The sequence below is a fragment of the Chryseobacterium sp. MMS23-Vi53 genome (assembly GCF_047651245.1).
Classification (GTDB): Bacteria; Bacteroidota; Bacteroidia; order Flavobacteriales; family Weeksellaceae; genus Chryseobacterium.
Genome location: NZ_CP180265.1, coordinates 2,218,219 through 2,238,775, shown reverse-complemented (window position 1 = coordinate 2,238,775; position 20,557 = coordinate 2,218,219). Strand labels below are relative to the sequence as shown.

Sequence of the window (20,557 nt, the reverse complement as noted above, 5' to 3'; positions counted from 1 at the left end):
CATAAAAACCGTGACATAAGTTTAAATTCTTGAGGTTTTTTGTATGTTTGTGGAAATAACGCGGATCATAAATGAATTTTGAAGATTTTATCATTTCACCAAGGAATTTCAAGACTGAAAGCTGGCAAATCGGAAATCGAATCACGAAAGATATAAAGGAAGACAGCATTGTTCTCCTTTTTGTTTCGGATTACAGAGGCGCGAACGGCGATGCAGAGGTTCAGGATTTTACAGGAATCAGACAGGAGTTTTACAAATTGTCGCAACTGGATTTTGAAATTCCGATTGTGGATTTGGGGGATTTGGTTTCAGGAAAATCGGTTCAGGATTCTCATTATATTTTGCAGGAAGTTTTATCGGCTTGTCATTACAAAAGAGCGATTCCGGTAATTATTGGAGGTTCCAATGACTTTGCTTTTTCGCTTTTTTCGGCTTTAAATTTTCATACAAAAAGCATTAATTATACTCAAATCAGCAACATCATTTCTCTGAAACAAGGGGAAATGATTAACGAACATACCTTTTTAAGTAAAATTTTCGGAGCTAAAAATTTTGCAATTAAAAATTATCATCATTTAGGATATCAAAAGCATTTAAATGAAGCTGATTCCGTAAGATTGATTAAAGAAGTTGAGTTCGACATTATCCGTTTGGCTGAAATGATGAATTCCACAGAAAAAACAGAACCATTCTTCCGAAAAGCAGATTTGGTGACTGTAAATTGCGATGCGATTGAGAGTTTCAGCGAACCTTTTTCTATGAATCCTCAGGTAAATGGTTTGAACAGAAGAGAAGTTTGCGCTTATATGAAAGAAATCGGATTGAGCGAAAATTTAAAATCTGTCGGAATTTTTAATTATAATATTTATTCCGAAAATCAATTAAATCACCAGCTTTTAGCACAAATGATCTGGTATCTGATTGAAGGAATTAACATTCAAAAATCTCATCCCAAAGAACGACATTACGAAGTATTTTATGTGCTGGTTGATGACAGACAATATGCATTTAAGCGTGATACCTTCAGTAATCTTTGGTATTTTGGTGATGATGAAAATATAGAAAACTGTATTCCTTGTTCGAGGAAAGATTTCGACGAAGCCAAAAAGGGCTGGTTGAATGCACGACTGACGAAAATTTAATGTATGACAAACGTTCCCTCAAAAGTTTCCATCATTATTCCCGTTTATAATGTCGAAAATTATTTGGCGAAATGCCTTAATTCTTTGATAAACCAAACGCATCAAAATATCGAAATTTTGGTGGTGAATGATGGAAGTAAAGACAATTCTGAGCAGATTATTCAAGATTATGCTCAAAAATATCCTGAAAAAATTAAGCCTTTCCATAAAGAAAATGGTGGACTGAGCGATGCCCGAAACTTCGGAATCGATCGTGCAACCGGAGATTATCTGGGTTTTGTGGATAGTGACGATTATGTTACTCCAACAATGTTCGAAGAAATGGTAAACCTTGCAGAAAAATATGATTCTAAAATGGTGATCTGCAATATTCAAAAGGTCGATCAGAACGGAAATGTAACTCAAAAATTGACACAAATTCCGAATATGCCGGAGAAAATTGATTTGGATAAAAATTTTTCCGTTTTTTCGGATTTGAGTTATTTTGCCTGTAATAAATTGTTCAAAAAAGAACTTTTTAATGAAAAAAGATTTAAAAAAGGTGTTCATTTTGAAGATATTCAATTAATTCCTCAGCTTTTATTGGAATGCAAAACGATTGCTCAGACGCAAAATTTTCATTACCAATATCTGGAACGTACCGATTCTATTACAAAAACTCACACAGAAAGAGGTCTTGATATTTTGAAAGCCGTAACGGATGTTGAAACTGTTTTTACAGAATCTCAGTATTCAAATAAAAAGAAGGAATTAAAGGATTTCCAGATTTTCGAAGGGGTTTATTCTTTTTTGGCTTATTTAGCTTTTGTTAAAAATGATAATATATTCTATGAAATGGCTGATAAATTGGAGCTTTTCATGAAGGAAAGGCAGATAAAATTGAAAGATATATTGAATTATAATCGTTTTGATAAAAATTATCTGTTATCTTTGCCACTGAAAAAAAAGATATTTTATCTGTTGTTTTTTGCGGGGCAGAAAAAATTGATAAGAAAATTAATGTAAACACAAATGTAAGTACGATTGTTTCGTATGATAAAATTCCTTTGTTTTTGGAGGCTTTTTATTATGTCTTTACGAAACAACACAGTGCTTGAATAGAAAAAAATGAAGAATTTTGAATTGTTCTTAACCCAATCAGGAATACCTATTTTTTATATGAAGATAGGGATGGGTTTTTTGTTCTCCTTTTTAATCACTTATTTTTCCGTTCCTACCATCATTAAAATTTCAAGAAGAAAGAATTTGATGGATGAGCCAGGCGTAAGAAGTTCCCATCTTCGTAAGATCCCTAATCTGGGCGGAATTGCAATCTTTTATTCCATCGGAATTTGTGCATCTATTTTTGCCTACGAGCTTTTCGATTCGTATAAATTTTTATTTGCGTCATTAATTATTCTCCTTTATATCGGTGTAATGGATGATATTGTGGTGATGAGAGCGTACAAAAAGTTAGTAGCTCAAATTATTGTTTCAGCGCTTATGGTGATTGGGTCTGATGTAAGAATCAGGAGTTTATTTGGTGTTTTTGGGGTTTATGAAATGGAGTATTTTGTAAGTATCATTGTTACGATTATTACATTTATTATTCTGATAAATGCATTTAATCTTATTGATGGAATCGACGGACTGGCAGGAGGTTACTCTGTAATTTGTAGTGCGCTTTTTGGTATAAGTTATTATAGGTTAGGTGAATACAATTATCCATTGGTTGTTTTGTCGATGATTATAATAGGTGCTGTTTTAGCATTTTTATATTACAATTTATCCAATTATAGAACAAATAAAATATTTATGGGAGATACAGGGTCTATGCTTTTAGGTTTTTTACTTGCATTTACCTCTATTTGTTTTATTGATATTTTTATTGATAAAGAATTACCTAATATTCCAAGATATCATCTTCAGTCTGCTCCTGTTGTGGCTGTTGCTATACTTATTTTACCGATTGTTGATACTTTAAATGTGATTATTATTCGATTGGCAAATAAGAAATCACCTTTTGATGCAGATAAAAATCATATCCATCATAAATTATTAAAATTGAATCTTACGCACAGAAGATCAAGTTTTTATATTATTATCTATTATCTTTTTATTGTGTCAATAGCCTATTATTTCAGGCATGTTAATGTGAATCTCTTATTATTAATTATTGTATCTCTGGGTTTTTTAGGTGCCTATATTCCAGATATTGTTTATCTTTTAAAGAATAATAAGAAGACTATCAATTAAATTTTTATTTTTGCAAACAACTTGAAAATATGATGAAGAATTATAAGTATTTATTTCTAATATTGCCTTTTATGATGACAACATCGTGCATCACTACAAAAGATGTTCGATATATGCAGCCTAATGAAAGTCTTGTTATCAACGAAGAAGGTTTAGTTCCCTATAATATTCCCGTTTATAGAATTACTAAAAATGATCTCTTAAATCTAAACATCGTTACAACCCCAAAAGGAGATGCCGCGCAGTTTTATTCGTCACTGAATACATCTGGATCTGCTGTTTCTGCAGGTTCTGCAAACTTGGGAATAAGTGGAGGTGTTAACAGTGGGGGGCTCATCGGTGGTGGCGGTGGAGGAAATGGTCCTGGAGGAAACAGTATGTTTTATTTTAATGGGCTAAAAGTTGATGCGAATGGAGATGTTAATATCTTCGGTATCGGATATGTAAAGGCAGAAGGCAGAACTATTGATGAGGTAAGCAAAGAAATCCAAGATAAGGTAAATGAAAACTTTCAGGAAGGTAAGTCTGAAGTAAGATTGAATATTAACGGGATTACGTATTATATTCTTGGAGACGTTGAAACTACTGGCCTTACAGGGGAAAAAGTAGTTCATAAAAATACTCTTACCATTACCGAAGCATTATCTATTGCAGGAGGTTTAAATAGAACCGTCGACAGAAAAAATATTGTCATTCACAGAAAACTTCCGGAAGGAATCAAGATTGCAAAAATCGATCTTACCCGTGAAGATGTCATGAATTCACCTTATTATTATGTACAGAATGGTGACGAAATTTACCTTAATACAAGAGGAAAGAGTTTGAACGGATTCGGAAAAGACCCGATCCAGACTTTAACGACTGGAGTGTCGGTAATTACGACAGCTTTATCAATTTATCTACTTCTAAAAAACCTTTAATATGATTCCAGGAAAAGATGCTACTGTCGAGAGGAATGACTCTCAGAAGGAAAAGTACGGTTCTTTCTCTATGTTTGATATTGAACATTTTTTAAGAAGAGTTTTAAAGAATTGGTACTGGTTCGTATTTATGCTTTTAATTGGTTACGCAATCTCTTGGGTATATAGTAAATATTATGCGCAAAATGTTTATGCATCGAATTTATCATTAAGTATCTCTAGTAATACAGCAAGTTATTTTACACCCAATCAATCTATCAATTTCATTTGGGGACAGGGAGGAAATCAGGATGGAGTTTATCTTAAAAAAATGCTTTTATCAAGATCTCACAACGAATTTTTGGTAAAAGAATTAGATCTTTTTGTGAACTATTCTACAAAAGGAGCTATTAAAGAAACTTATCTTGATAAAGACGATTCGCCTGTATTTTTACAAATAGATAAAAAACACCTTCAACAGATAAACTATGCTATCACTTTAATTCCTAAAAATGGTAATACATACGAAGTTATTTTGCCTGATGAAGGTCAATCTACAAATCTATATAGCTATGAATCTGAAGGTTTTCAGACGATAAACGGATATAATAGACCCGCCAACAAAATAATAAAAGTTGGGGAATGGTACGAATCTCCCAATCTAAAATTCAGATTAGTTCCCAACCCTGTAAAGACTAAGATAAAACTAGATAATATTATTATTAGTCTTAATTCAGTCAATCAATCAGTTACAGATATCGTATCTACGATAGGTGTTGAATTTGATAAAGAAATTAACAGTATCATGATTATTACTAAAAAAGGGTATAATCTGAATAGTACGGTAAACTTTCTTAATAGATCTGTAAGTCAGCTTCAAAAGAAAAGACTGGCAGACAAAATTACAGTAGATAAAAATACGGATATCTATCTTCAAGGTAACCTTAATACAATCAGAAAAAAATTGGATTCTAGCGCAAACATACTGAATGACATGAAGACCAATGAAAAATTATATGATATTAAGGATAGAGATGAAAAATCATTAACGAGAATTAAAGATCTTGAAGCGAAAAAAGCAGATTTGGAAAGCAAAGTAAGTTCTTTAAACCAAATAAAACAAACTCTTGAATCTCAGAATTTCGATAAAATGATCAGCACCAATGCTGCAGGCTTTCAGGATGGTCTTTTTACTGCATCTATATCAGAATTGAAGGCTCTATATCTTAAGAGAAGAGAAATGGCGCTTATTTATAAGCCAAATTCTGAACCTATGAAGGAAATTGACAGGTTGATCAATGAGGCAAAAATGAATTCTAATGGCTCATTAAGAAACTATTATCAGGGTTATTATAACGAAATTAATAAAATCAATAGGCAGGTTGCAGATGCCAACGCTGATCTTGAAAGCTATCCGGAAAAAGAAAGAAGATATTTAGATGCGGAAAGAGGGTATAATATGATTGAAGCTACCTATAATAGCTTATTGGGTAGACAAAACGAAACCAAGATGAGAATGGCGGCAAACCAATCGGACATAACGGTTATTGACCCTGCTAAAAATGTTGGCCAGCCTGCCATCGGACCCAATGTTAAAGCCGCTAAAGCCGGTATCATTGGGGGATTGTTTATCTTACCTTTGTTATTCATACTTATTGGCGAAGTTTTGGACAGCAAGATTAGAAATATTAAAGAATTGCTTAGTGCAACAAAAATTCCTTTGCTTGGAGTAATTGGCAATAACAATCACGATAATATGCTTACCGTTTTGGATCAACCTAAATCTTCGGTATCGGAAGCTTTCAGAGGGATAAGAGCCAATATAAGATTCTTATCCGGTGAAAACGGAAATAGCAAAGTTATTCTTGTAACTTCATCTATTGGTGGAGAAGGGAAAACTTATGTATCCATCAACTTGGCATCTGTTCTTGGTTTAAGCGATAAAAAGACAATTTTATTAGGAATGGACTTAAGAAAGCCGAAAATTTTTGGAGATTTTAAGATTGATAACAAATACGGGATCTCAAATTACCTTACAGGTGAAGTTGATATGGATCAGATTATTAATAAAACAAAGATTCCGAATCTTGATGTTGCTACTTCTGGACCAATTCCGCCAAATCCTTCTGAACTTTTAATGAGTGACAGAAATATTAAATTCATCGAAGACCTTAAAGAAAGATATGATTTTATAATCATCGATTCACCTCCGGTAGGTCTTGTTGCCGATTCTTATGAATTGATGAAGCATTCCGACGCAAATATTTACGTTGTTCGTCACGAATATACAGAGAAATATATGCTCAAAATGATCACAGAAAAGTATCACAATGGAGAAATTGAGCATCTTGGATTAGTTTACAACGATTATAATACGAAGCAGGGATATGGTTATGGCTACGGTTATGGCTACGGTTATGGCTATGGTTATGGCTATTTCGATGAAGATAAAAATTATACAGAACCATTGTTGATAAGAATTAGGAATAAAGTGCAGTCGATATTCAATAAAAAATAATACATTTAAGCCCTCATTTAATGGGGGTTTATTATATAATGATAATTTATAATTCTATTAAAAAAAGAATAATTTTACGAGTTTATCGTTTACTTTATAACAAATTATGTTTTTTTGTTTATTTTTAACTAAACATTAAGATTATCATTAATATAAAAATGTTTTATATTTGCAAAAATTAATTTTTAAAATAACCATAAATCCATATTCTTTTATGAATAGAAAATTATTGTTTAGCTTCCTTGCCGCTCTAGGAACTGTGGTAAGTGTTAAAGCTCAAAGAAACGAACTTGGAGTTCGTCTAGGTATGAGTAACCTAGTTGGGGATATAGGAAGAACGAATTATATTTTACAAAAGCCATTGGATTTAAATAAAGCGTCGGATTGGGGAATCCCGTTTTATGGGGGTATTTTATACAGGTTTAATTTTAATCCGCATCAAACCGTAAGACTAGATCTTGGATACAACCAGGTTCAGTTCAGCGATAAAGCGGCAAAAGAAGAGTACAGAAAGAATAGAAATGCTTTTGGGAAAAACAATGTCTATGAAGCAAGCTTAATGTTTGAATATAATTTCTTTCCTGTAAATAATGAGCAAAAAGGTATGGTAAGTCCATATATTTTTGGTGGGGTAGGTGCTTTGATGTTTGATGCTCCGAAGGCAACTTTGGTGAATGATTTTAGAAGAGATGCAGATGGTGTGGCTCAGGCTCCGATTAATGAATTAGACTTCACAACGACACCTGTATATTCTACCGGAACCAAAACTACAATGCATATTCCTTTTGGAGTAGGTTTGAAATATAAATTTAATTATAGCTGGGCAATTTTTGCTGAAGCTACATTTAGATACACATTGACGGATCAGTTGGATCATAACAAGATTCTGTCAAAAGATGTAGTATCTACTTATAATGGGGATATTTTAAGTCCTGTTACAGGAGGTTCTCTTCTTCAGACAGATGCATATTATGTTGTGTCTAAGGAAAGAGAAGCTGCAATTATAGGTGAAAGAAATATTGGAGATCTTAAATCTAAAGATTGGATGAATACATTTAGTTTAGGACTAACATATTCATTCGGAAGACCTCCATGTTATTGTGATTAATATGTCGTTGATAAAAGATAAAATAGATCCTGAAAATTTACCAAAGCACGTTGCTATCATTATGGATGGTAATGGAAGGTGGGCAAAAACTCGTGGCGAAGAAAGAACTTTCGGACACAAGAATGCCATTGATGCAGTAAGAAATGCCATTAATGCGTGTAACGAGATACATATTCCTTACCTTACGCTTTATACCTTTTCATCGGAAAACTGGAACCGCCCGGCTGAAGAAGTAAATACTCTTATGAATTTACTTGTAGAAACTTTGTTGCTGGAAGCGGAAGAAATTTTCACGAAAGGGCTAAGAATGCACGTTATTGGTAATCTGGAAAAACTTCCTACACTCGTAAAAGATCAGCTTCTGCGAGTGGTGGAACTTACAAAAGAAAACACAAAAGGTAATTTGGTATTGGCAATCAGTTATGGTTCGCAAAACGAAATACTAAATGCCGTTAAAAACATAAGCACTGACGTAAAAGAAGGAAAAGTAGATGTAGAAAATATCGATGAAAAATTATTCGAAAACTACCTTTACACAAAAGACTTTCCACCTGTTGATTTATTAATCAGAACAAGTGGCGAAATCAGAATCAGTAATTTCCTCCTTTGGCAGATCGCTTATGCAGAGCTGCAGTTTTTAGATGTTCTGTGGCCGGACTTTACAAAAGATATTTTTTTCCAATGTATTGTAAATTATCAAAACAAGGAAAGAAGATTCGGTAAAACCGGCGAACAAATAAAGATCCAGTAAAATTTTAAGAAAAGAAAGACTACGATAAAATGAAGTTTAGACTATTACCCATCATTATGTTTGTTGCTTCTGCACATTTTTATGGACAGGTAACTCCACAGGATAGCACAAAAGTGAGCAGTTCTGTACATGCAGACAATCAAACAGGGACGTATACCTTGAAAGACATCGTTGTAGATGGGGTGAAAAAATATACGCCGGCTCAGATCTTGAGATTTACAGGACTTACGAAAGGAGAATCTGTAGACATTCCGGGACAAAAAATCAGTAACGCTGTAAAAAAACTTTGGGATACCCAATCTTTTTCGGAGGTTGAAGTATATGTTCAAAGCATTGAAGGCGAAACTATTATTCTTAAATTTTACTTACAGGATCTTAAAGATCTTGGAGAAGTGAAATTTAAAGGGAAAGGGATTGGTAAATCAAAAAGCGAAAAATTAGCAAAAGATAACAATCTTAAGCCCGGAACTAAAATTACTCAAAACTTAGTTTCAAGCCTTAAAACAAATATTCCAAAAGACTACGTTAAAAAAGGATTTGCAGATACTAAAATCACTATCGAGGATAAAGTAAATGCAGGAGATCCTAATTTAGTTGACTGGACTATTAATGTTGATAAAGGTAAAAGAATAAAAATCGATCATATCGAGTTTGAAGGGAACACTGCTGTTACTGACAGAAAATTGAGAAAAAGTGCCTTTAAAGAAACTAAACAAAAGAGATTTGGTATCGGTGGTATTTTAAAGTCTTCTAAATTCATTGAAGAAAAATATCAGGAAGATAAGCAAAACTTAATTAGCTATTATAACTCTTTAGGATATAGAGATGCGGCTATTGTTTCAGATTCCGTTTGGAGAAACAAAAGAAACAACTACGAAATTGATGTAAAACTTAAAGAAGGTAAGCAATATTATATCGGTGATATTACATTTACCGGAAATACTGTGTTTTCTACAGATTATTTACAAAGACTTTTAGGATACAAAAAGGGGGATATCTACGATGCAGTAGGTTTCAATAAAAAAGTAGGTGAAGACGGAGGTAAAGAAGATGATTCTGATATCAAGTCTATTTACATGAACAACGGCTACCTTTTCTCAAACGTAACGCCTGTTGAAAAATCTGTAGACGGAGACAAAATTAATCTTGAAATCCGTATCAACGAAGGTGAAAAAGCTAGCTGGAACAGAGTAACATGGGAAGGAAATACAACTACTCATGACCACGTTATTCTTAGAGCTTTGAGAACAAAGCCGGGTAACCTTTTTGCTAAAAGTGATATTAAGAGAACGTATTTCGATTTAGCGGGTATGCAGTTCTTCGATCCACAGCAGGTTGGGCAGGATATTCAGCCAAATCAGCAGGATAATACAGTAGATATTAACTGGAAATTAGTAGAGAAAGGTTCTTCTCAGGTTCAGTTGCAGGCTGGTTACGGTGGTAACAGCTTCATCGGAACATTGGGATTAACGTTCAATAACTTCTCATTAAAGAATTTCCTTAAATTCAAGGACTTTAAGCCGGTTCCTCAAGGTGATGGGCAAACACTATCTCTTCAGGCACAGGCTGGACAATATTTCCAAAACTATGGGGTTTCATTTACTGAGCCGTGGTTATTTGGAACAAGACCTACAGCACTTTCTGTAAGTTTAAACAACTCTAGAGTAAAATATTCTGATGCTTATGGAGCTTCTCAGAAATTGAATATTTTCTCCGCTTCAGTTGGTTTGAACAGATTATTGAAATGGCCGGATGATTATTTCTCATTATATACAGGTCTTCAGTTCCAGAAATATGATTTCAACAACTATCCTTTCGATTTCGGAGGAACTACAGAATATTATGGTAGTGCAAACAACTTAAGTATCAACTTAGGTTTAAGCAGAAACTCAGCAGGTATCGACCCTATTTTCCCGACTACAGGTTCAAACCTAGATCTTTCGGTGAAATTTACTCTGCCATATTCTGCATTTAACAATAAAGACTACTCTACGATGACTCCTACGGAGAAATATAAGTGGATGGAATTTTATAAAGTGAAGTTCAAAGCTGATGTTTACAACGAGATTGTTGGAAAATTAGTTCTTAGATCTTCTGCAGAAATGGGATTCATGGATGGATATAACTCTAAATTGGGGGCACCGCCATTCGAAAGATTCTATGTTGGAGGTACCGGCTTATTTGGTGGTAGATACGATGGTAGAGAATTGATCCCGTTAAGAGGTTATGAAAATGCTTCTACATACGGTGGACAATCAGGAACAGATATTACACCACTTGGAGGAGGTACTATTTACAACAGATTTACGTTAGAATTAAGATATCCGATTTCATTAAACCAAACTGCAAAAATTTATGCATTAACATTTGCTGAAGGAGGTAACGTATGGAATTCTTGGGGAAGCTACAATCCATTCCAGTTGAAAAGATCTGTTGGTGTTGGTGTAAGAGTTTATATGGGAGCTTTTGGTTTGATAGGGTTTGACTTCGCTTATGGATTCGATAAAACGATTGGATCTAGTGATCCGTCAGGTTGGAAGACACACTTCTTGATGAACCAGTCATTATAACTCAAAATATGAAAAATTTAAAAATTGTTTTCTCATTTGTTTTATTCTTGCTTTTCGGATTAAGCAATGCACAAAAGTTTGGTGTTGTAGATACCGAATATATATTGAGCAAAATGCCTCAGTATAAAGAAGCAGAAGCAAGAATGAATGCACAGATTGATACTTGGCAATCGGAACTGCAGAATCTGCAATCAGAATATGAGCGTAAAAGATCTGCCTTCGAAAGTGAAAAAGTACTTTTAATTGGAGATCAATTGAAATTAAGAGAAAAAGAAGTATTAGATTTAGAAAAAAATATCAAGACAACTACCAGTTTACGTTTCGGAGCTACGGGAGAAATCGCTAAGCTGAGAACAAATTTGGTGCAGCCTTTCCAGGATCAGATCTGGGGTGCGATCAAAACGATGGCAGAGAAAAATGCATTAGGCATGGTTCTTGATAAGACGAGTAACAATGTTTTGTTTCTTCAAAAAAGAATGGATTATTCAGATAAAGTATTGGATATCTTATTGAAAGGATCTGAAACAAAAGAAAAATCTAAATCTAAAAAATAAAAGTTACTTAAATTAACTTTTATTAAATTTATAGATCTAAAAACAAATTAAATTATTTATTTACCAATTATGAAAAAATTAAGCGTATTATTTGCAGCGGTAACGATGTTTGTATCGGTAGGTATGGCGAAGGCTCAGAAAGTTGCTACTTTAGACGTTATAGGTGTTCTTAATGCAATGCCTGAAAAGAAAAAAGCTGATGCAGATCTTAAAGCTTTCTTAGATACTAAACAAGCTGAGATCAAGAAAAAAGCTGACGCTGGACAAGCAAAACTAAAGCAATATTCTGAGGAAGCTCCTAAGAAAACTGCTGACGAAAACAAAGCTAGAGAAGCTGAATTAGCAAAAATGCAGGAAGAAATCCAGCAAATGAACGATAAAGCTCAAAAAGATTTTGTTGCTAAACAAGATGTTGCTTACGAACCAATCGAGAAAAAACTAAATGATGCTGTATCTAAAGTTGCTAAAGCAAACGGATACGATTACATCATGGATGCAAACTCTTCTGCTTTTGTATTCAAAGGAGGACCAGATGCTACTGCAGCTGTGAAAAAAGAACTAGGTGTTCAATAATTTTTAGAAATTAACAAACATTTATAAAATAACCATCTCTCATCGAGGTGGTTTTTTTATTTTTGCAGAATGGAAAAAGAAGTATCAACCACGGTAAAGGTGCGCTTTAGCGATTGCGATCCGATCGGTCATTTAAATAATGTGAAATATCTGGACTATATGTTCAATGCCAGAGAAGATCATGTGGAAACATTTTATGGCTTCACTTATGAAGAATATACTAAACAGACCGGTTGTACATGGATCGCGATTCAAAATGAAATTGCATACCTGAAAGAAGTAAGATATAATACTTCGGTTGTTATCAGCAGCAAAACTATTGAAGTAGCAGACAGAACTGCAAAAGTTGAAATCTTAATGAAAAGTTTAGACGAAAAAACAATTCATGCAGTATTGTGGGTTACGGTTATTTATTTTAATGTTAAAACAAGAAAATCGGAAGTACATCCTGAAAACATTAAAGAAACATTCAATCAATTTTATGTAGATTTGGAACAAAAAGATTTCCAGTCGAGAGTTAAATTTTTAAGATCACAAAACGCGAAAAATTCATAATGAAAAAAATATTAGTAATTGGAGGAAACGGACAATTAGGAAACTGTATCAGGAAAATCGCTCCGGATTTTGAACTGGATTATGAATTTACTTTTACAGATTCTCAAACTTTAGATATTACCAACGAAGATCAGATCACCAACTTTTTTGCAGAAAATAAACCAGATTTTTGCATCAATGCATCTGCTTACACTGCAGTAGATCTTGCCGAAACGGAAAAAGATAAAGCATTTGCTGTAAATGCAGAAGGTGTTGGATATCTTGCACGGGCTTGTAAAGATTTTAAAACAACTTTTATTCACGTTTCTACAGACTATGTTTTCGATGGCGAAACCAATCTTTGTTATTCTGAAGACGATTTCACAAGTCCGATTGGAGTTTATGGAGAATCAAAATTAAAAGGGGAAGAGCTGGCTTTAGAGATCAATCCGAATACAATTATTTTAAGAACATCCTGGTTGTATTCTGAGTTCAACAAAAACTTTGTGAAGACAATGTTGAATCTTTTCTCTCAAAAAGACGAATTGGGAATTGTTGCAGATCAGTTTGGTCAACCAACAAACGCGAACGATTTAGCAGAAGCCATTATGAATATTATTGAAGCTCCACAAAAAACATATGGCATCTTCCATTTCTCCAACTATCCTGAAACTACTTGGTTTGAATTTGCAAAAAAAATCGCTGAATTTTCAAAATCATCAGTTAAATTAAATGCATTAACGACCGAGCAATATCCAACACCGGCAAAAAGACCAAAAAGAAGTACCATGTGTTTGGATAAAATTGAAGAAACGTATAAAATTGAACCAAAATATTGGGAGCACAGCTTGGAAGAATGTGTAGAGATACTTTCAAAATAATAAATAAAGAATGAAAAATCTTATCCTTGTCGCTTTTGTTTTTCTTGCCCAGCTTTTGAGTGCACAAAATGTGTATCTTACAAAAGTTGCAAAAACTAATGAAAACACCGACAAATTTTTATATAAAATAGATGAAGAAATAAAAGACGCTGAATATTTAGGCGAAATAGAAGTTCAGGGTTTCTGGAAATACGACGACGAAGTTTTTTCATTAATATATAAGAAGGCAAAAGAAATCGGTGCAAATACATTTTCATTAAAGCCTTTTGAAAATATCGATGGTTTCCCTCAAAGCTTTAATCCCTCAAACTATCGTTTTAATTTATACTACTTGCCGAAAGCGAAGTTGCAGGATCAATCTGGAAACATGTATATTTTTGCATCTTCCGAAAAAGATCAGAAAATCAATCTCAATAAAAAGGATTATGTTCTTTCGCCAAGATCTTATATGGTTGTAAAAACAATTCCTGGAGAAGTTTACACGCTTTCAACAAAAAAATTATTAGGCTCTACAATCAAAATCCAGCCAAAAGAAAATAACTATAACCAATACTTCCAAATTTCTTCAGCAAAAATCAAAGCCGACGAAACAGGAGTAGGAGGTTTAAACTTAAAAAGCGGAGACATCATCGGTCTTGAAAAATCCTACGCAGAATTTTTGAGTACCATATATAATAGACAAAAGCAAAGTAATTAAACTTTGCTTTTTTTTATTTTCAAAAATCATCACAACATTTCGTCATTGCGAGGAGCACAATAATCTCAAACGAGAGCATTTTATAAAATTTATCCTTTCAATGTCAGATAAATGCATTCACACTATAACTCTCAAACGCTCAAACTCTCCAACCCTCATTTTTTTATTTGGAGCTAAATCCGGCTTTCCGCTGTATCTTTATGTCTACGGCTTGCGCTTTGCTCCATCCGCAGCCAAAAAGGATGCCGCTTCAATCCGGGCTATGGTTGAGGAATGTCCATTCCGCTTTCGTCAATCATCAAAAAGCTTAAGTTTTCAAATAAGACAACAATTTCCATCCAGCTTGTCATTCCGAAAGAATCCAGGCATATTATTAGAATAAGTTTACGTCATTGCGAGAAACACAGTTCCGAAGCAATCACTATCATATAAATACAAGAACACAAAAAATCACAAACATTAGCGTCATCGGCAAAATCTGCGAAAGATAAAAAAATAAAAAGGGGGGTATCCCAAATGACTATCATTCCAAAAATCACCCATTCTCATACCCAAATCCCTGTAACCCCAACTTAACAAACATTAGTTTAAAATTATTGTGACTAAGATTCAGTAGTTTAGCTTTAAATATTACAAAAAAGTAAATTTTATGTTAAATAAATTAGGATTATAAAGGAATAAATTTCTACTTTTGCCCCACTGAAAACGAGAGGAAGTAGGAAGCGCAGAAGAGCCTAAAACAAGGCCAATAACAAGAAACACTTTTAGATAACAAACGATTACATCAAACACAATTTTATTTAAGCTAATTGCAAAATTAAATTAGATAAAAAGTTGTGAGATTAGAAAAGTTTTGTATCTTTGCAGTCCGGTAAAACGGGGAGCAGGAGTGAGATTGACGGAGTGGAAATAAAGAGAATTAAGGTCATCAAAAAACTTTAAAAAATCTTTAAAAAGATTTGGTCAATTAAAAATAAGTTATTACTTTTGCACACGCAAATACGGGGTGACACTGACAGAAAGATTGTCCCGTTAAAAAGCGAAAGAACGAAGTTCATTGAAATACAATATAACAACCAAGTAAGGAAAAACTAAAGCGTTAAAAAAACTTTGAGTGAGTCAAGAACAAACATACAATGGAGAGTTTGATCCTGGCTCAGGATGAACGCTAGCGGGAGGCCTAACACATGCAAGCCGAGCGGTAGAGATTCTTCGGGATCTTGAGAGCGGCGTACGGGTGCGGAACACGTGTGCAACCTGCCTTTATCTGGGAGATAGCCTTTCGAAAGGAAGATTAATATCCCATAATATATTAACTGGCATCAGTTGATATTGAAAGCTCCGGCGGATAGAGATGGGCACGCGCAAGATTAGATAGTTGGTGAGGTAACGGCTCACCAAGTCAATGATCTTTAGGGGGCCTGAGAGGGTGATCCCCCACACTGGTACTGAGACACGGACCAGACTCCTACGGGAGGCAGCAGTGAGGAATATTGGACAATGGGTGCAAGCCTGATCCAGCCATCCCGCGTGAAGGACGACGGCCCTATGGGTTGTAAACTTCTTTTGTATAGGGATAAACCTTTCCACGTGTGGAAAGCTGAAGGTACTATACGAATAAGCACCGGCTAACTCCGTGCCAGCAGCCGCGGTAATACGGAGGGTGCAAGCGTTATCCGGATTTATTGGGTTTAAAGGGTCCGTAGGCGGATCTGTAAGTCAGTGGTGAAATCTCATAGCTTAACTATGAAACTGCCATTGATACTGCAGGTCTTGAGTAAGGTAGAAGTAGCTGGAATAAGTAGTGTAGCGGTGAAATGCATAGATATTACTTAGAACACCAATTGCGAAGGCAGGTTACTATGTCTTAACTGACGCTGATGGACGAAAGCGTGGGGAGCGAACAGGATTAGATACCCTGGTAGTCCACGCCGTAAACGATGCTAACTCGTTTTTGGGTTTTCGGATTCAGAGACTAAGCGAAAGTGATAAGTTAGCCACCTGGGGAGTACGTTCGCAAGAATGAAACTCAAAGGAATTGACGGGGGCCCGCACAAGCGGTGGATTATGTGGTTTAATTCGATGATACGCGAGGAACCTTACCAAGACTTAAATGGGAAATGACAGATTTAGAAATAGATCCTTCTTCGGACATTTTTCAAGGTGCTGCATGGTTGTCGTCAGCTCGTGCCGTGAGGTGTTAGGTTAAGTCCTGCAACGAGCGCAACCCCTGTCACTAGTTGCCATCATTGAGTTGGGGACTCTAGTGAGACTGCCTACGCAAGTAGAGAGGAAGGTGGGGATGACGTCAAATCATCACGGCCCTTACGTCTTGGGCCACACACGTAATACAATGGCCGGTACAGAGGGCAGCTACCTAGCGATAGGATGCAAATCTCGAAAGCCGGTCTCAGTTCGGATTGGAGTCTGCAACTCGACTCTATGAAGCTGGAATCGCTAGTAATCGCGCATCAGCCATGGCGCGGTGAATACGTTCCCGGGCCTTGTACACACCGCCCGTCAAGCCATGGAAGTCTGGGGTACCTGAAGTCGGTGACCGTAACAGGAGCTGCCTAGGGTAAAACAGGTAACTAGGGCTAAGTCGTAACAAGGTAGCCGTACCGGAAGGTGCGGCTGGAACATCTCATTTTAGAGCGTCTTAAGACGTAAAACAAAATTAGTGTCCTAGACACACTGTACTTACTTCAAAGTAAAGCTTTAGTTTTTTGTTTGGTTGATATATAAAAAAATACAAAACCCACTAGAAATTAGTAAAGGGAAGAGATTTTAGTAAGAAGTTAGAGGTTAGCAATTAGAAGATAGTTTACTATCGACTAAAAACCGACAACCACGAACTAAAAACAAAGTCTCGTAGCTCAGCTGGTTAGAGCGCTACACTGATAATGTAGAGGTCGGCAGTTCGAGCCTGCCCGAGACTACTAATTAAAGCGGATAGCAATTAGCGACTAGCTTCTGGCCAAAAGCCAATAGCAAAAAGCCAAAAGCTAAAAGCACTAGAGGGGAATTAGCTCAGCTGGCTAGAGCGCCTGCCTTGCACGCAGGAGGTCAAGGGTTCGACTCCCTTATTCTCCACAGTTTTGGAGGTTTAGTTTAAAAGTGACGATTGGAGCCAAAAACAACAATTGTTTACTAAACCAAAAAGAAGACATTAAGATCATTGACATTAACGGTAAAGACATCACAAAGAGAAAACCGAGCACTTATAAGTGCTTGAGTAACCTAAAAATAGGAAAGAAATCGTTAAGGGCGTATGGCGGATGCCTAGGCTTTCAGAGGCGACGAAGGACGTGGTAAGCTGCGAAAAGCTCGGGGGATTGGCACACACGAATAGATCCCGAGATGTCCGAATGGGGCAACCCGGCAGGTTGAAGACCTGTCACCTCGTAAGAGGAGCAAACCCGGAGAACTGAAACATCTAAGTACCCGGAGGAAAAGAAATCGAAGAGATTCCGTAAGTAGTGGCGAGCGAAAGCGGATTAGCCCAAAAGTCTATATATATTTAGAGGAATGTTCTGGAAAGAACAATCATAGAAGGTGATAATCCTGTACTCGAAAGGTATATATAGATGATAAATGAGTATGGCGGGACACGTGAAATCCTGTCTGAATATGGGGGGACCATCCTCCAAGGCTAAATACTCCTGAAAGACCGATAGTGAACAAGTACTGTGAAGGAAAGGTGAAAAGCACTTCGAATAGAAGGGTGAAATAGAACCTGAAACCGTACGCCTACAAGCGGTCGGAGCCCACAAGTTGGGTGACGGCGTGCCTTTTGCATAATGAGCCTACGAGTTAATTTTACTAGCGAGGTTAAGGACTTCAGGTCCGGAGCCGGAGCGAAAGCGAGTCTGAATAGGGCGGATAGTTAGTAGGATTAGACGCGAAACCTTGTGATCTACCCATGGGCAGGTTGAAGCTTTGGTAACACAAAGTGGAGGACCGAACCGGTTGACGTTGAAAAGTCTTCGGATGACCTGTGGGTAGGGGTGAAAGGCCAATCAAACTGGGAGATAGCTCGTACTCTCCGAAATGCATTTAGGTGCAGCGTCGCAAATGAGTTTATTAGAGGTAGAGCTACTGATTGGATGCGGGGGTTTCATCGCCTACCAATTCCTGACAAACTCCGAATGCTAATAAATGTTCTGCGGCAGTGAGGGCATGGGTGCTAAGGTCCATGTCCGAGAGGGAAAGAACCCAGACCAACAGCTAAGGTCCCCAAATATATGTTAAGTTGAAGCAACGCGGTTGGACTGCATTGACAGCTAGGATGTTGGCTTGGAAGCAGCCATTCATTTAAAGAGTGCGTAACAGCTCACTAGTCGAGCGGTCCGGCATGGATAATAATCGGGCATAAACATATTACCGAAGCTATGGATTTGTATTAATACATCTGGTAGGAGAGCATTCTGTTTGCGCCGAAGCAGTATCGTGAGGTATTGTGGAGCGGACAGAAAAGAAAATGTAGGCATAAGTAACGATAAAGGGGGCGAGAAACCCCCTCACCGAAAGACTAAGGTTTCCTCAGCCATGCTAATCAGCTGAGGGTTAGTCGGGACCTAACGCGAACCCGAAAGGGGTAGTGGATGGACAATGGGTTAATATTCCCATACTTGCTCACACTAAAAAGGGGACGGTTCGACGTAGCTATTGAAGACGGACGGAAGTGTCAAGGCCTAGCCTTCGGGCGAAGCTGTTATAGTGAAATCGGATCCAAGAAAAGCCGAAGTGAAGCAACCCGTACCAAAACCGACACAGGTGGTCGAGGAGAGAATCCTAAGGTGCTCGAGTGAGTCGTGGCTAAGGAACTAGGCAAAATAGTCTCGTAACTTCGGAAGAAGAGACGCCAGCAGCAATGCTGGCCGCAGTGAAGAGGCCCAGGCGACTGTTTATCAAAAACACAGGACTCTGCTAAATCGAAAGATGCTGTATAGGGTCTGACACCTGCCCGGTGCTGGAAGGTTAAGGAAGGGCGTTAGCGTAAGCGAAGCGTTTGACTGAAGCCCCAGTAAACGGCGGCCGTAACTATAACGGTCCTAAGGTAGCGAAATTCCTTGTCGGGTAAGTTCCGACCTGCACGAATGGTGTAACGATCTGGGCACTGTCTCAGCCACGAGCTCGGTGAAATTGTAGTATCGGTGAAGATGCCGATTACCCGCAATGGGACGAAAAGACCCTGTGAACCTTTACTATAACTTCGTATTGACTTTGAGTAAGTAATGTGTAGGATAGGTGGGAGGCTTTGAAGCAGGCACGCTAGTGTTTGTGGAGCCGACGTTGAAATACCACCCTTTACTTACTTGGAGCCTAACTTCTTTTAGAAGGACATTGCGTGGTGGGTAGTTTGACTGGGGTGGTCGCCTCCAAAAGAGTAACGGAGGCTTTCAAAGGTACCCTCAGCACGCTTGGTAACCGTGCGTAGAGTGTAATGGCATAAGGGTGCTTGACTGTGAGACCAACAAGTCGATCAGGTGCGAAAGCAGGACATAGTGATCCGGTGGTTCCGTATGGAAGGGCCATCGCTCATAGGATAAAAGGTACTCCGGGGATAACAGGCTAGTCTCCCCCAAGAGCTCACATCGACGGGGAGGTTCGGCACCTCGATGTCGGCTCGTCACATCCTGGGGCTGGAGAAGGTCCCAAGGGTTGGGCTGTTCGCCCATTAAAGTGGCACGCGAGCTGGGTTCAGAACGTCGTGAGACAGTTCGGTCTCTATCTATTGCGGGCGTTAGATGTTTGAGAGGGCTTGATTCTAGTACGAGAGGACCGAATTGAACAAACCTCTGGTGTATCAGTTGTACCGCCAGGTGCACCGCTGAGTAGCTACGTTTGGAAGAGATAAGCACTGAAAGCATATAAGTGCGAAACTCGCCTCAAGATGAGACATCTTTTAAGGGTCGTGGGAGATGACCACGTTGATAGGCTACAGGTGTAAAGTTGGTAACAGCATAGCCGAGTAGTACTAATTACCCGTAGATTTATAGCCTATTGGTTATTATTAAAACAAGCCTTATAAGTGCAGCCTTGGTTTTGCCTTTGTGATGAAATTTACCGATAAAACGCTAATGGCCAATGGC

The 20,557-nt window shown here is 37.0% G+C and carries 14 protein-coding genes, 2 tRNA genes and 2 rRNA genes; all 18 read left to right on the top strand.

The genetic code is table 11. From position 1 onward, the window contains the following. The first annotated feature begins 71 nt into the window (after window positions 1–71). Window positions 72–1,142, top strand: coding sequence for a formimidoylglutamase (locus tag ACKX2A_RS09855; RefSeq protein WP_415329253.1), 1,071 nt, complete (start codon window positions 72–74; stop codon window positions 1,140–1,142). Window positions 1,143–1,145: 3 nt separating this feature from the next. Then, window positions 1,146–2,147 carry a glycosyltransferase gene (locus ACKX2A_RS09850; RefSeq protein ID WP_415329251.1) on the top strand — a complete coding sequence of 334 codons (1,002 nt, stop codon included), beginning with the start codon at window positions 1,146–1,148 and terminating at the stop codon, window positions 2,145–2,147. A 102-nt stretch (window positions 2,148–2,249) separates the two neighbouring features. Further along, on the top strand, window positions 2,250–3,377 hold the full coding sequence (locus ACKX2A_RS09845) for a glycosyltransferase family 4 protein (protein ID WP_415329249.1): 1,128 nt from the start codon (window positions 2,250–2,252) through the stop codon (window positions 3,375–3,377). A 29-nt stretch (window positions 3,378–3,406) separates the two neighbouring features. Then, on the top strand, window positions 3,407–4,297 hold the full coding sequence (locus tag ACKX2A_RS09840) for a polysaccharide biosynthesis/export family protein (protein ID WP_415329247.1): 891 nt from the start codon (window positions 3,407–3,409) through the stop codon (window positions 4,295–4,297). 1 nt (window position 4,298) lies between these two features. Next, entirely contained in the window at window positions 4,299–6,794 is a 2,496-nt protein-coding gene (locus ACKX2A_RS09835) for a polysaccharide biosynthesis tyrosine autokinase (RefSeq protein ID WP_415329245.1), read from the top strand. Between the two features lie 214 nt (window positions 6,795–7,008). Continuing rightward, window positions 7,009–7,902, top strand: coding sequence for a DUF6089 family protein (locus ACKX2A_RS09830; RefSeq protein WP_415329243.1), 894 nt, complete (start codon window positions 7,009–7,011; stop codon window positions 7,900–7,902). Between the two features lies 1 nt (window position 7,903). Then, entirely contained in the window at window positions 7,904–8,653 is a 750-nt protein-coding gene (locus tag ACKX2A_RS09825) for an isoprenyl transferase (RefSeq protein ID WP_415329242.1), read from the top strand. Between the two features lie 29 nt (window positions 8,654–8,682). Further along, the gene (gene bamA, locus ACKX2A_RS09820; protein WP_415329240.1) at window positions 8,683–11,223 is read left to right on the top strand and encodes an outer membrane protein assembly factor BamA; all 2,541 of its coding nucleotides are present in this window, start codon (window positions 8,683–8,685) and stop codon (window positions 11,221–11,223) included. Window positions 11,224–11,231: 8 nt separating this feature from the next. Continuing rightward, window positions 11,232–11,777: an OmpH family outer membrane protein gene (locus ACKX2A_RS09815; RefSeq protein WP_415329238.1), complete on the top strand. Its 546-nt coding sequence runs from the start codon at window positions 11,232–11,234 to the stop codon at window positions 11,775–11,777. A 69-nt stretch (window positions 11,778–11,846) separates the two neighbouring features. After that, on the top strand, window positions 11,847–12,350 hold the full coding sequence (locus ACKX2A_RS09810; RefSeq protein ID WP_415329236.1) for an OmpH family outer membrane protein: 504 nt from the start codon (window positions 11,847–11,849) through the stop codon (window positions 12,348–12,350). Between the two features lie 69 nt (window positions 12,351–12,419). After that, entirely contained in the window at window positions 12,420–12,905 is a 486-nt protein-coding gene (locus ACKX2A_RS09805; protein ID WP_415329234.1) for an acyl-CoA thioesterase, read from the top strand. Then, window positions 12,905–13,765: a dTDP-4-dehydrorhamnose reductase gene (rfbD, locus tag ACKX2A_RS09800; protein ID WP_415329232.1), complete on the top strand. Its 861-nt coding sequence runs from the start codon at window positions 12,905–12,907 to the stop codon at window positions 13,763–13,765. Before ACKX2A_RS09805 ends, rfbD begins: the two co-directional genes overlap by 1 nt. Window positions 13,766–13,775: 10 nt before the next feature. Continuing rightward, window positions 13,776–14,462 (top strand): hypothetical protein, encoded by a 687-nt coding sequence (locus ACKX2A_RS09795; RefSeq protein ID WP_415329231.1) that lies wholly within the window; start codon window positions 13,776–13,778, stop codon window positions 14,460–14,462. Window positions 14,463–14,562: 100 nt separating this feature from the next. Then, a complete protein-coding gene (locus ACKX2A_RS09790) occupies window positions 14,563–14,844 on the top strand; it encodes a hypothetical protein (RefSeq protein WP_415329229.1) in 282 nt (93 codons plus the stop codon). 751 nt (window positions 14,845–15,595) lie between these two features. Further along, window positions 15,596–17,112 (top strand): 16S ribosomal RNA (locus ACKX2A_RS09785). Between the two features lie 215 nt (window positions 17,113–17,327). After that, window positions 17,328–17,401 (top strand) — tRNA-Ile (locus tag ACKX2A_RS09780). 80 nt (window positions 17,402–17,481) lie between these two features. Next, window positions 17,482–17,555, top strand: a tRNA-Ala gene (locus ACKX2A_RS09775). Window positions 17,556–17,713: 158 nt separating this feature from the next. Beyond that, window positions 17,714–20,466, top strand: a 23S ribosomal RNA gene (locus tag ACKX2A_RS09770). Together the 16S and 23S rRNA genes with 2 tRNA genes alongside form the textbook arrangement of a ribosomal RNA operon. Window positions 20,467–20,557: the final 91 nt, after the last annotated feature.